Origin of the sequence: Xanthobacter autotrophicus (assembly GCF_005871085.1) — a bacterium.
In the GTDB taxonomy this organism is placed as follows: domain Bacteria; phylum Pseudomonadota; class Alphaproteobacteria; order Rhizobiales; family Xanthobacteraceae; genus Xanthobacter; species Xanthobacter autotrophicus.
Window position 1 is genome coordinate 683,366 of the sequence record NZ_VAUP01000015.1, and the last position, 12,873, is coordinate 696,238.

General features: G+C 67.2%; 11 protein-coding genes and 1 tRNA gene. 11 read left to right on the plus strand and 1 reads right to left on the minus strand.

What is annotated here, in order from left to right; genetic code table 11:
• Positions 1-20 precede the first annotated feature (20 nt).
• The 8 genes from FBQ73_RS07955 (at position 21) to FBQ73_RS07990 (ending at position 5,949) form a co-directional block, all read left to right on the plus strand.
• A complete protein-coding gene (locus FBQ73_RS07955) occupies positions 21-992 on the plus strand; it encodes an NAD(P)H-dependent flavin oxidoreductase (protein WP_138398915.1) in 972 nt (323 codons plus the stop codon).
• Positions 993-1,284: 292 nt separating this feature from the next.
• Positions 1,285-2,472: a lipid-transfer protein gene (locus tag FBQ73_RS07960; RefSeq protein ID WP_138398916.1), complete on the plus strand. Its 1,188-nt coding sequence runs from the start codon at positions 1,285-1,287 to the stop codon at positions 2,470-2,472.
• A complete protein-coding gene (locus FBQ73_RS07965) occupies positions 2,469-2,912 on the plus strand; it encodes a MaoC family dehydratase N-terminal domain-containing protein (RefSeq protein WP_138398917.1) in 444 nt (147 codons plus the stop codon). Before FBQ73_RS07960 ends, FBQ73_RS07965 begins: the two co-directional genes overlap by 4 nt.
• A gap of 12 nt (positions 2,913-2,924) precedes the next feature.
• Positions 2,925-3,350 carry a MaoC/PaaZ C-terminal domain-containing protein gene (locus FBQ73_RS07970; RefSeq protein ID WP_138398918.1) on the plus strand — a complete coding sequence of 142 codons (426 nt, stop codon included), beginning with the start codon at positions 2,925-2,927 and terminating at the stop codon, positions 3,348-3,350.
• Between the two features lie 11 nt (positions 3,351-3,361).
• A complete protein-coding gene (locus tag FBQ73_RS07975) occupies positions 3,362-4,186 on the plus strand; it encodes an SDR family NAD(P)-dependent oxidoreductase (RefSeq protein WP_138398919.1) in 825 nt (274 codons plus the stop codon).
• A gap of 89 nt (positions 4,187-4,275) precedes the next feature.
• Positions 4,276-5,235, plus strand: a complete 960-nt coding sequence (locus FBQ73_RS07980; protein WP_138398920.1) for a PDR/VanB family oxidoreductase — start codon at positions 4,276-4,278, stop codon at positions 5,233-5,235.
• A gap of 151 nt (positions 5,236-5,386) precedes the next feature.
• The gene (locus FBQ73_RS07985) at positions 5,387-5,587 is read left to right on the plus strand and encodes a hypothetical protein (RefSeq protein WP_138398921.1); all 201 of its coding nucleotides are present in this window, start codon (positions 5,387-5,389) and stop codon (positions 5,585-5,587) included.
• Positions 5,588-5,872: 285 nt separating this feature from the next.
• A tRNA-His gene (locus FBQ73_RS07990) sits at positions 5,873-5,949 on the plus strand.
• A gap of 282 nt (positions 5,950-6,231) precedes the next feature.
• Here FBQ73_RS07990 and FBQ73_RS07995 read toward each other — a convergent pair.
• Entirely contained in the window at positions 6,232-6,456 is a 225-nt protein-coding gene (locus FBQ73_RS07995; RefSeq protein WP_138398922.1) for a Rossmann-fold NAD(P)-binding domain-containing protein, read from the minus strand.
• 260 nt (positions 6,457-6,716) lie between these two features.
• Between FBQ73_RS07995 and FBQ73_RS08000 the strand changes: the two genes are divergently transcribed.
• The 3 genes from FBQ73_RS08000 (at position 6,717) to FBQ73_RS08010 (ending at position 12,859) form a co-directional block, all read left to right on the plus strand.
• Positions 6,717-9,962, plus strand: coding sequence for an autotransporter family protein (locus FBQ73_RS08000; protein WP_170218786.1), 3,246 nt, complete (start codon positions 6,717-6,719; stop codon positions 9,960-9,962).
• Between the two features lie 188 nt (positions 9,963-10,150).
• Complete coding sequence (locus FBQ73_RS22720; RefSeq protein WP_170218787.1) at positions 10,151-10,456, plus strand: hypothetical protein; 306 nt, start codon at positions 10,151-10,153, stop codon at positions 10,454-10,456.
• A 369-nt stretch (positions 10,457-10,825) separates the two neighbouring features.
• Positions 10,826-12,859 (plus strand): YgiQ family radical SAM protein, encoded by a 2,034-nt coding sequence (locus tag FBQ73_RS08010; protein ID WP_138399042.1) that lies wholly within the window; start codon positions 10,826-10,828, stop codon positions 12,857-12,859.
• Positions 12,860-12,873: the final 14 nt, after the last annotated feature.

Here is a 12,873-nt window from a genome sequence, read left to right on the forward strand (position 1 = left end):
CCGATTAAGGAGGACACCCCATGGCCCTGCCTGCCGCGTTCCGCGACCTTGCCATCCCGGCCATCGCCTCGCCCATGTTCCTCGCCTCCGGCCCCGACCTGGTGGTGGAGGTGTGCCGCAGTGGGCTCGTGGGCACCTTCCCGGCCCTCAACGCGCGCACCAGCGACGCCTATGCGGCCTGGCTCGGCGAGATCGAGGACCGGCTCGCCGCGGCGACGCAGGCCGGCCAACGCCCGGCGCCCTATGGGGTCAACCTCATCGTCCACAAGTCCAACCCGCGCCTGGCCGCCGACATCGAGCTGACGGTGAAACACAAGGTGCCGCTCGTCATCACCTCTCTCGGCGCGGTGCCCGAGGTAGTGGATGCGGTGCACAGCTATGGCGGCGCCATCTTCCACGACGTGATCAACATGCGCCACGCCCGCAAGGCGGCGGAGGCCGGCGTGGACGGCATCATCGCCGTGTGCGCGGGGGCCGGCGGCCATGCGGGCACCTTGAGCCCGTTCGCCCTCATCCCCGAGATCGCCAGCTTCTTCACGGGCACCATCGTCCTCTCCGGCGCCATGAGCACCGGCCGCCACATCGCCGCCGCCCGCATGCTCGGCGCCGACATGGCGTATTTGGGCACCCGCTTCCTCGCCACGCGGGAATGCATGGTGCCCGACGCGCAGAAGGAGATGGTGGTGACGGCGAATGCCGACGACATCGTCTACACCCCCAAGGTCAGCGGCATACCGGCGAATTTCCTGCGCCAGAGCCTTGCCGCCGCCGGCATCGACCTCGACCAGCCGAAGCACGAGGGCGGGCTGGACATGGCCAGCGAGGCCAAGGCCTGGAAGACCGTTTGGTCAGCCGGACAGGGCGTCGGCTCGGTTCGGGAGGTGCTGCCGGCCGCAGAGCTATGCCGCCAGTTGATCGCGGAATATCACGCCGCCCGCCGCGAGGTGGCGCAGGAAGAGGCTGCCTCCGCCCACTTCACGCCCGCCGCCTGAGTGCGCTCGCCCCTCCTCTCGCCGCAGAAACCAGACGTGTCCGGCGTCTGTCCCCGCGATCCAAAGGCAGCGATAGCCGCGCTCCGGCAAGAGACGATTTCCATGCCGGGTGATCGACGCCGCGACCTTTCAAACTGAAGCGGCGCTGCCTTTTCATGGTGTTGACAAGGCCAGGGATGGCAAGAATAATTTGTCGGACAAACCGATAAACTGCTCAAGATCGGACAAACGCGGCGCGGCACTCGGGCAGGGCGCGCGTCACCGCCGATACAATCAAAATCAGGGGAAACGCATGGCACAGGTGGTGGTGGGCGGGGTGGGCATGACCCGCTTCGTGAAGCCGAGCGAAAGCCCGAGCTACGTCGCGCTGGCGCGCGAGGCGGTGCGCAGCGCGCTGGCCGACGCTGGGATCGATTACGCCAAGGTCCAGCAGGCCTATGTGGGTTACGTCTACGGCGATTCCACCAGCGGCCAGAAGGCGCTCTACGGCGTGGGGCTCACCGGCATCCCGGTAGTGAATGTGAACAACAATTGCGCCACCGGCTCCACCGCCCTGTGGCTGGCCCGCAATGCAATCCTGTCGGGACAGGCCGAGTGCGTGCTGGCGCTCGGCTTCGAGCAGATGCAGCCAGGCGCCCTCGTGGAGCACTGGAAGGACCGGCCGGGGCCGCTGGAAGATTTCATAAAGGTCACCACCGACGTGGCCTATGACGGCGACGTGCCCATGGCGCCGAAGATGTTCGGCGGCGCCGGCATCGCCCATCAGAACAAGTATGGCACCAAGGACACCACCTTCGCTGCCATCCGCGCCAAGGCGAGCCGGCATGCGGTCCACAATGCCCGCGCCATCTTCCGCAAGGAGGTGAGCGTGGAGGAGGTGATGGCCTCACCGCCGGTGACGCGCCTGCTCACCCGCCTGCAATGCTGCCCGCCCACCTGCGGCGCGGCGGCCGCCATCCTGTGCACGCCGGACTTCGCGCGCCGCCACGGCATCGACACCACTGTGACCATCGCCGCCCAGACCATGACCACGGACTTTCCCTCCAGCTTCGAGCCGGACCTGATGCGCGTGGTGGGCTACGACATGACCGCCGCGGCGGCGGCTTCGGTGTGGGCCCAGTCCGGCCTCGGCCCCGACGATGTGGACGTGGCCGAACTGCACGACTGCTTCACCGCCAACGAGCTGATCACCTATGAGGGCCTCGGATTCTGCCCGGAAGGCGGGGCTGAGAAGTTCATCCTCGACGGCGACAACAGCTACGGCGGCAAGGTGGTCACCAATCCCTCGGGCGGGCTGCTCTCCAAGGGCCATCCGCTGGGCGCAACCGGCCTTGCGCAATGCTTCGAGCTGACCGGCCAATTGCGCGGCACCATGGAGGCGCGGCAGGTGGAGGGCGCGCGGGTGGCGCTCCAGCACAATCTCGGCCTCGGCGGCGCCTGCGTGGTCACGCTCTATACGGCGGACCGGGGCGCGCGATGATCGACCGCAGCTTCATCGGCCACGTGTTCGATCCGTTCACGGTGGAGGTGGAGAAGGGGCGCATCCGCTTCTTCGCCCGCACCATCGGCGAGACCAATCCCGTTTTCACCGACGAGGTGGCGGCCCACGCGGCGGGCTATGCCTCCCTGCCCCTCCCGCCGACGCAATTGTTCTGCCTGGAGATGGACGGGCCGGACCCGTTTTTGTTTTTCAATCGTCTTGGCCTCGACTTCGCGCGCCTCCTGCACGGCGAGCAATCCTTTGCCCATAAGCGGGTGGTGTGCGCCGGCGAACGGCTCACCTTCACCCAGAAGGTGGCGGACATCTACGACAAGAAGAACGGCGCACTGGAATTCGTGCTGCGCGAGACCTCCGTGGACGATGAGGCCGGCCGGCGTGTCGCCGACCTGAAATCCACCCTGGTGATCCGCAACGGCTAGGGGCAAGCAACCATGACGCACGCCCCTGCCCTCGCGATCGGCGACATCTTCGCCACGCTGGAGCTTCCCCCGGTCACCCGCACCCAGCTGGCGCTCTATGCCGGCGCCTCGGGCGACCACAACCCCATCCACATCGACATCGATTTCGCCCACGCCGCTGGCGAAAAGGACGTGTTCGCCCAGGGCATGTTCGTGATGGCCTTCCTCGGCCGCCTGCTGACGGCCAACGCGCCGGTCACCGCCCTGCGCGCCTTCTCGACGCGGTTCCTCGCCATGACCCGCCTTGGCGACCGCCTCACCCTCACCGCCACGGTGGCGGAGCTGCTTGAGGCAGAGGGTGAGCGGCGCATGCGCCTCGACCTTGCCGTCCGCGACCAGAACGGCGAACAGAAACTGTCCGGCGCAGCGATCCTCGCGCTCGGCCTTCAGGACCTTTGAAAGGCGCAGTCATGACGAAGCTTACCGGCAAGGTCGCCTATGTGACCGGGGCCGGCCGCGGCATCGGCCGGGCCATCGCCCTGAAACTGGCGGGGGAAGGCGCCCGCCTCGTCCTCAACGATCTGGATTCCGAGCCAGTGGAGGCCGTCCGCGCCGAGATCCTGGCGCTGGGCGGCGAGGCCATCGCCGTTCCCGGATCGGTGACGGCGGAGGGCTTCGCCCAGAGCTTCATCGATCAGGGCATCGCGGCGTTCGACGGCATCGACATCATCGTCAACAATGCCGGCTACACCTGGGACAGCCTGATCGGCAAGATGAGCGACGCACAGTTCGACGCCATCCTCGACGTGCACCTGAAGGCGCCGTTCCAGATCCTGCGGGCCGCCGCCGAGCCCATCCGCATCCGCGCGGCGCAGGAAGCGGCCGAGGGGCGCGAGGTGTTCCGCAAGGTGGTGAATATCTCCTCCATCGCCGGCACCGGCGGCAACATGGGCCAGGCCAATTATGCCTCCGCCAAGGCGGGCGTCATCGGCCTCACCAAGACGCTGTCGAAGGAGTGGGGACGCTTCAAGGTGAATGTGAACTGCGTCGCCTTCGGCCTCATCGAGACCCGCATGACGGCAGCCTCCGAGACGAAAGCCTCCATCACGGTGGAGGGCAACCAGGTGGCCATCGGCCTGCCGCCCAAGGTGCTGGACGGCTTCCGCAGCCTCATTCCGCTGGGCCGCGCCGGCACGCCGGAGGAAGCCGCCGACGGCGTCTATCTCTTCTGCGCGCCGGAATCCAACTATGTCAGCGGACAGGTGCTGGTGGTCGGCGGCGGCATTTCTTTCTGAATGCCGCACGCCACCGCACCTGCGGGAAGTTGGCCCCAACCTTGCGTGTTGCTCGTCACCAGCGTTCCGCGCGGATGAAGAGGTCAGCAATGTCGGACGAAGCCCTGCAGTCGGTGGTCGTGGCCAAGAAGACGGTCGAGGCCGAGAACATGGTCTCCTTCGAACTCGTCCCCGCAGAGGGCGGCGAGCTGGCGCCCTTCACGCCGGGCGCCCATGTGGACGTGACCATTCCCGGTGGCCTCATGCGCCAGTATTCCCTGTGCAACAGCGCCAGCGAGCGCCATCGCTACGTGATCGGTGTGTGGAAGGACGCCAACAGCCGCGGCGGCTCCAAGGCCCTGTTCCAGCAGGTGAACGAGGGCGACCGCCTACAGGTGGGCGAGCCGCGCAACCGCTTCGCGGTGCCCCGCGACGTGAAGCGCGCCCTGCTGTTCGCCCGCGGCATCGGCGCGACGCCCGTGCTCTCCATCGCCGACCACCTGAAGGCGAAGAACATCCCGTTCGAGTTCCATTATCTGTTCGCCGGCGGCTCGCCGGGCTCGTTCCGCGCCACCATCGAGGCCTCGACCTTCGCCGAGAACACCACCTTCTATTTCGAGGCCGCCGAGCCACGCCTCAACCCGGCAGCTCTGCTCGCCGACCGGCCGGACGACACCCATCTGTTCCTGTGCGGCGTGGACTGGTGGCTTGATCCGGTGATCGCCAACGCCCAGCAGAAGGGCTACGGCGTCAACCGCATCCATGTGGAGCGCTTCACCGCCAAGGCGCCCCCGCCGCTGCTGGACAAGGTGTTCGACGTGAAGATCGCCAGCTCCGGCAAGGTCATCAAGATCCCCGGCGACCGCTCGGTCACCGCCGCGCTGGAGGAGGCCGGCGTGAAGGTGCCCACTTCATGCGAGCAGGGCGCCTGCGGCACCTGCAAAGTGAAGGTGCTGGAAGGCGAGATCGACCACCGCGACAAGCGCCTGAAGCCCGAGGAGAAGGAACAGGGCTATTTCCTGGCCTGCGTGTCGCGTGCCAAAGGCGACCTGCTGGTGTTGGATTTGTGACAATTCCACTTCGGGCGGCTTCGCGTTTCATGAACCCGCGAAGCCGCTCTCGAAGTCGAGTTCGCGCTTTTTTCTTCACGCGAACCGGTATCCATTTTCGCGTGAAAACGCTTCAGGCCCCGTTGCGGTCACAGCGCAAGGAATGAGCCCCATGGTTTCCGAAGAAGACGTCTGGCGGACCGCCTTCATCATCGCCGACCAGTACGGCCCCGAAGGCGTGGACTTCGCTCAACGCATGGCCGAAAGCTTCGAGATTGGCGGCAAGATGGAGGAGCATCGCGCGTGGGCCTCCATCACCGCCAAAGTGGCGACGCTCACTGCCGAGGATGCCGGCTTCACGCGCCCTAACTGACGGTGCCCGCGCGCCGTCCGTTTCGCGCTGTTCCTTGCCGCCCCTCTCGCAGCGCGGTCTTGCTGTCCCGCTGTGCCTTCGCGCCTTGCCCTCTCCTCCCTCACCTTGCGCCCCATGGCACATTGGCGCCCTGCGGCTCTGGCGCGCAGGCTGGCCAGACATGGGCAAGACCCAGCAACGGGACGAAAAATCCCCTGTGATTTGCGTCCATCCGGCCCCTTGAAATTGCCGGGTCGTGCGCGTAGGTTCCGCGCTCTCCGCTGGAGCCTCGGGTTCCGGCGATATGCAGGTGTAGCTCAGTTGGTTAGAGCGCCGGTCTGTGGAACCGGAGGTCGGTGGTTCGAGCCCACCCACCTGTACCACAATATGTAATTCTAAAATCAGCTGAATTTGCTCAGGCCGGTGGCTTCTGCCGGGCCTCTGGAGCGGCCAGTTGCCTGCCTGTCGAACGTGGGGCCGCACGGATTTTCCCGGCCGGTGCCCCGCTGGCCCATCATCAGCAGTGGGTTCGCCTGATAAGCGGAACGGGCGGCGTCGCGTCTCCACCCGGCTGAGAATGAGTGCTGCCAGCGCGGCCTTGCCCTTCGGCGAGTACCGGCCTTCGTGGTTCGCGACCATCTCCGGCATGTCCTGATTTGGATGTTTCACCTGCTCGCAGAAGCCGGCAGCCGCGAATCGGACAGGCATCCGAGCCAGGCGCGATAGGCGCGGATGACATCGACAAAGGACGGATGCTCCGGCCCGACGAGGTCAAGCACAACCCAGCCGACGCCCCCGGGCCGCAGGAAGAAGGCGACGGTTGAGGCGACATCGTCGAGCGCGACGATGTCGAGCGGGCCGGTGCCCTCGACCGCAAGCAGGTCGGGCATTGTGGAGAGCCGCGGATCAGGGTGCTGCCGCGACGAACCGCCGTCCACCCTCCGTAATGAACAGCCCAGTTATATTTCAACGGGAATAATGGCGAGGTTGGGCGGAGCTGTTTCGATGGGCTTCAAGCCGCACTGCGCCCCCCTTCATCAGCCCTTGCAAAATGCTCAAACATGGATTTCGTTATATCCATATGGGAATAGGTTTTCAATCATCATACCGTCGGGGGACGGGCTGGATTGCAAAGCAGGGGCGGGACGCAATGAGCTATTTCAAAGACGAACATTGGAGCCCCCGGGAGCTCCGGGCGAAGCATTGCGGCTTTCGCAAAGCGGCGGAAGCTAGGCCCCCGCGGCGGGGTCGCGGCGCCAGGAAATCAGCCAAGGCCGGCGCGCGCGCGGGTGCGGCGCTGATCATCGCGCTGGCATCGCCGGCGCTGGCCGCGGACCCGACCACCAGCTTTACCGTCAGCGGGCAGGTGATCGATCCCCGGAGCTTCGACCTGCCGAGCCTCGAGGCGCTGCCGGCCTCCACCCAGAACGTGACCTACACGTCCGGCGGCGGGGGCTTCACGGGCACCTTCACCGGTGTGCCGCTGTGGACGCTGCTGAACGATGAAACCGGGATCAAGACCAATCCCGCCATCAAGAACGACGTGATCCGCAACGTGGTGCTGGTGACCGGAAGCGACGGCTACCAGGTGGTCTATTCGGCGGGCGAACTCAATCCGGCTTTCGGCGGCTCGGTTAACGTCCCGCTCATGGCCTATGCCAGCAACGGGGCGCTCCTCACCACCGACGGCTTCGCCCGGACCACCGCGCCCGGCGACACCCGCGGCGGCCGCTATGTCTCGAATGTGTCGAGCGTTCAGGTCCTGCACGTTCCCTACCTCACCGGCACCTATGCCGGCGGGGTGTCGACCTCGTTCACGGTCTCTGGCCTCGTCAACACGCCGGCGACCTATACGCTCGCCAACATCACCGCGCTGCCAACGACAAGTGTGACGGTGGGCGCCAATACCTATACCGGCGTTACCCTCTGGACGCTGCTCGACACCGCGGGCGTCATCACCAACCCGCAGATCCACAACAACATCCTGCGTGACTACGTGGTGGTGACGGGCAGCGACGGCTACCAGGGCGTGATCGCCCTCGCCGAGATCAGCCCGAGCTTCGGCAACGACCAGAACATCGTCGCCTACAGCCTGAATGGCGGAGCGGCCGGCCTCTCGCTGGGGTCCAGCGGCTATTTCCGCCTGATCGTGCCGGGCGACGTGAAGCAGGGCCGCTGGATCTCGAACATCATCGATATCGAGGTGTTCGACGCCGCCATCTGGATGGCGGGGACCGGGCAACTGCTCGACCTCACCGGGCTTCCCATCACGTCGGAGGGTCTCATCCTCACCGGCGGCACGCTGACGAGCACCGGTGGCCCCGGCACGCTCACCGCCGCCACCTACCTGCTGCAAGGCGGCCTTCTCGACAGCACGGCCAACCTCGGCGCCACCGGCGCCGTCACCCAGTCCACGGGGGTGACCCTGCTCAAGGGCCAGATCAGCACGCCGGACGTGACCATCACCGGCGGCACGCTGCAGCTCGGGGCCGACAACCGACTGGCCACCGCCGCCACCCTGAAGATGACCGGCGGCAGCTTCGATCTTGCTGGCTATGCCCAGACGCTTTCGACCCTGAACGGCACCGGCACCGTAAAGCTCAGCTCCGACCTGTCGGGTGGCAGGCTGACGGTCGGCTCCGGAACGTTCGGTGGCGTGATCGCGGACGGCGGCGCGCAGCCGGGCGAGCTCGTCGTCGCCGGCCCCGGCGTCTTCACCTTGTCGGGCGCAAATACCTTCACCGGACCGACCAGCGTGGCCGGCGGCATCGTCAACCTCGACGGCGGCTCGCTTGCCGGCAGCATCGACGTCGCCAGCGGCGCCGCCCTGATCGGCACCGGCAAGACCGGCTCCGCCACGATCGCGGGTGCGGTCTCGCCCGGCGACGATGGCCTCGGCATTCTCACTGTCGGCGGCACCCTCAAGATGAAGGCCAGCGCCGCCTACGAGGTGGACCTCCAGAGCGGCGGCGCAGACCGCATCGCCGTGTCCGGTACCGCCGCGCTGGACGGCAAGGTCGACGTCTACGCCACCCGCGCGGACTTCGGGGAGATCGGCCAGCGATACGCCATCGTGACCGCCTCCGGCGGCCGCACCGGCACTTTCGAAAGCGTGACCTGGGAGGGCAACCCGAACCTGCTCTTCCTCGACGCCGCCCTGTCGTATGACGCCACCGCCGCCTTTGTCTCGCTGGAGCGCAACGGCGTGGCCTTCGCTTCCGTGGCCGCGACGCCGAATGCCGCAGCTACGGCCCGGGCTCTCGATACCCTGGGCTTCAGCAACGGCGCATGGGATGCCCTGGTCGAGCTGTCCAGCGCCACGGACGCCAACACCGCGTTCAACGCCCTGTCGGGAGAAGCCTATGCGGCGACGCGCGGCGTGCTGATCGAGCGCAGCGCGGACGTGCGAGACACCCTCATCGAACGCCTGCGGTCGCAGACGGGTGCGCCGACCGGAGCGGGCGCCGCCCTCTCCACCGGCGGCCTGGTGGCGTCCTACGCCTCGACCGGGAAGGCCCCATCCGCGGCCAGCGCAGCCATCACCAAGGCGCTCGCGCCGACGCCCGAGCCGGCCTACAGCCTGTGGTCCCAGGGCTACGGCAATTTCGGCCGCGCCTGGAACGACGGCAACGTGGCGACCGCCTCCCAGAGCACGGGCGGCTTCCTCATCGGGGCGGACGCACACCTGGGGTCGGACTGGCGCGTGGGCGTCGCCGGCGGCTACTCCGCAACGTCCATTACCGTGGACGACCGCGCCTCCTCCGCCGACAGCGACAACCACACCGCCGCGCTCTATGCCGGCGGTCATCTGGGCGCCTTTGCCCTTCGCCTCGGCGGTGCCTACACTTGGAACGACGTGTCCACCTCGCGCGGGGTGTCGTTCCCGGGCTTTGCCGAGGTGTTGAAGTCCGGCTCCGACCTTGGCACGGCTCAGGTCTTCGCTGATCTCGGCTACGACATCGCCGTGGGCGCCTTCGCCTTCGAGCCCTACGCCGCCGTCGCCTACGTGAACCTGAGCGGAGGAGATTTCCACGAGACCTGGGGCGCCGCCGCCCTCACGGGCTTCTCCTCCAATTCGGACACCACCTTCACCACCCTCGGGCTGCGCGCTTCGACCGAGGTGGCGGTCGGTGGCGCCACCTGGCGCGCCCTCGTCGGCCTCGGCTGGCGGCATGCCTTCGGCGACGTGGACCCGACGGCGAGCCTTGCCTTCGCCGCCGGCTCCTCGCCCTTCCTGGTGGAGGGTGCGCCCATCGCCGAGAACGCGGCGATTGTGGAGGCCGGCCTTGGCGTCCGCTTCAGCCCCGTCGCCAGCCTGAACGTGACCTATGTGGGTCAGCTCGCCAACGAGGCAGTGAACAACAGCTTCAAGGGCACGTTTGCCTGGCTGTTCTGAGGAAACGCGACTCGCACCGGCCCGCGATCTTCAAGGTCGCGGGCCGTATTCTTTCCAAACCCAATGGACGGCGATCTGGCGCCGGCCCCGATCAATCGCGGCGCGGGCACACCTGGGCTGCCGGCTCGGAAAGATCGGGCGGGGCGAGGCCGGCCTGGAAGCATGTGCTCATATGCACCACCTTGGCGATGGCCCGCGCCACCCTCACCCCCTATCTCGCCGGCGCCGGCCAGAAGGCAAACCTGAAACAGCGCGTGCTCGCCGACGCCCTGCGCCACTTCGCTCTGGCCGGAGGGCAGAAGCTGAGGAACTTCGTTGCCCTGCTCTCCAAGCTTCCCAGGGGACTGAGCGAGATCCGCCATGCGGAAAAGCTCGCCCGTGGCATGCCCAACCGGCCGCGTGCAGCCCTGACCGCGCCGGTCACCGCCGCCGTGCCGCCCGAACCAGCGCACTCATGGCGAGCATCATGGCCGAAGCAGCAATGCCCGCCGTGATGACGCCGGCCGGCGTCCAACGCGCCCTCCCCTGAAGTGTGATGCTCTTGCCGATCCTCACGTCCCAAGTCGCCGTCATCTCCTCAGGGTGATAAGGAGATGGTGGTATCTGATCCTTCGGCTCTTCCGTCATGGAATCCTCGCAATCGGCGGCTGTCTGCGCCGTGACCCCGAGCCATTGGCCGGCATGGGCGGGGCGCGGCGCGCATCCGCTATTCCACCAGCGCCACGCTGCTCCGGCAAGGCGGGGGACGGCGATCTGGGCTTAGCTTTCGTCCGCAGCCGTCCGGCCATAGCCGAGGGTCTTGGTCCAGCGCTCCAAGCACGGTGAGTTGAATTCGCCGCGGGGGAGCCTTATGCGTGGACCCCATGGACACCCACGCCGACGCCGCAAAACCCTTGAGTTCCCTGTCCCGCCACCGGCCGCAGTCCGGCACGGCGGCGCCGTTCCTGCCCATGAGCCGTGCCGAGATGACGGCGCTCGGCTGGGACGCCTGCGACATCGTGCTGGTCACGGGCGACGCCTATGTCGATCACCCGAGCTTCGGCATGGCCATCATCGGGAGGCTGCTGGAGGCCCAGGGCTTCCGGGTCGGCATCATCGCGCAGCCCGACTGGCAGTCGGCGGAACCGTTCAAGGCGCTGGGCAAGCCCAAGCTGTTCTTCGGCGTCACCGGCGGCAACATGGATTCGATGGTCAACCGCTACACGGCAGATCGCCGGCTGCGCCACGACGACGCCTATACGCCCGGCGGCGAGGGCGGCAAGCGACCGGACCGCTGCACTATCGTGTACACGCAGCGCTGCCGCGAGGCGTACAAGGACGTGCCCATCGTGCTCGGCGGCATCGAAGCGTCCCTGCGCCGCATTGCCCATTACGACTACTGGTCCGAAAAGGTGCGCCGCTCGATCCTGGCGGACGCCAAGGCGGACCTGCTCCTCTATGGCAATGCCGAGCGCGCCATCATCGAGGTGGCGAACCGCCTCGCCGCCGGCGAGGCACCGCGCGATCTGGAGTCCATCCGGGGCGTCGCGCTGTTCCGCCGCGTGCCGGAGACTTACACCGAGCTGCACGCCGACGATCTCGACTCCGCCGATGAGGGAGCGGCCCGCCGCCCCGGCGATGTGGTGATCCGGCTGCCGGCGTACGAGCAGGTCGAACAGGACAAGGAAGCCTATGCCCGCGCCTCGCGCGTGCTGCACCGGGAGAGCAACCCCGGCAATGCGCGCCCGCTGGTGCAGCGCCACGGCGACCGCGACCTGTGGCTGAACCCGCCGCCGATCCCGCTTACGTCCGACGAGATGGATGCGGTCTACGACCTGCCCTATGCCCGCGCGCCGCATCCCTCCTACGGCGATGCGAAGATCCCGGCCTGGGACATGATCAAGTTCTCGGTGACCATCATGCGCGGCTGCTTCGGCGGCTGCACGTTCTGCTCCATCACCGAGCACGAAGGCCGCATCATCCAGAACCGCTCGGAAGGCTCGATCCTGCGCGAGATCGAGCTGATCCGGGACAAGACACCGGGGTTCACGGGCGTGATCTCGGACATCGGCGGGCCCACCGCCAACATGTACCGGATGGCCTGCAAGGACCCGAAGATCGAGGCGGCCTGCCGGCTGCCGTCGTGCGTCTTTCCCGACATCTGCCCGAACCTGAACACCTCCCACGACGAACTCATCCGGCTCTATCGCAAGGTGCGCGAGACCGAGGGCGTCAAGAAGGTGATGGTGGCGTCCGGCGTGCGCTACGACCTCGCGGTGAAGAGCCCCGAATATATCAAGGAGCTGGTGACCCATCACGTCGGCGGCTATCTGAAGATCGCGCCCGAACACACCGAGCGCGGCCCGCTCGACAAGATGATGAAGCCGGGCATCGGCACCTATGACCGCTTCAAGGAGATGTTCGACGCCGCGGTGAAGCAGGCCGGCAAGAAATACTACCTCATCCCGTATTTCATTGCCGCCCATCCGGGCACGACCGACGAGGACATGATGAACCTCGCGCTCTGGCTCAAGAAGAACCGCTATCGCGCAGATCAGGTGCAGACCTTCCTGCCCTCTCCCATGGCCACGGCCACGGCCATGTACCATACCGGCGTCAATCCGCTGCGTGGCGTGCGGCACGGGGGGAGCGACAAGGTGGTGACGGTCACGGGGCTGCGCCAGCGCCGGCTGCACAAGGCGTTCCTGCGCTACCACGATCCCGAGAATTGGCCGCTGCTGCGCGAGGCGCTGAAGCAGATGGGCCGCGCCGACCTGATCGGCTCGCGCCCCGACCAGTTGGTGCCGGCCCACCAGCCGCCCGGCACCGGCAAAGCCGCCGGCACGCGGCGGCCGGTGCGCAGCACCAGCGGCGGGGCACAGCGCTTCACAACGAAGGGCGTTCCCATCCGCAAATAAGCGCTCCAGCCGGG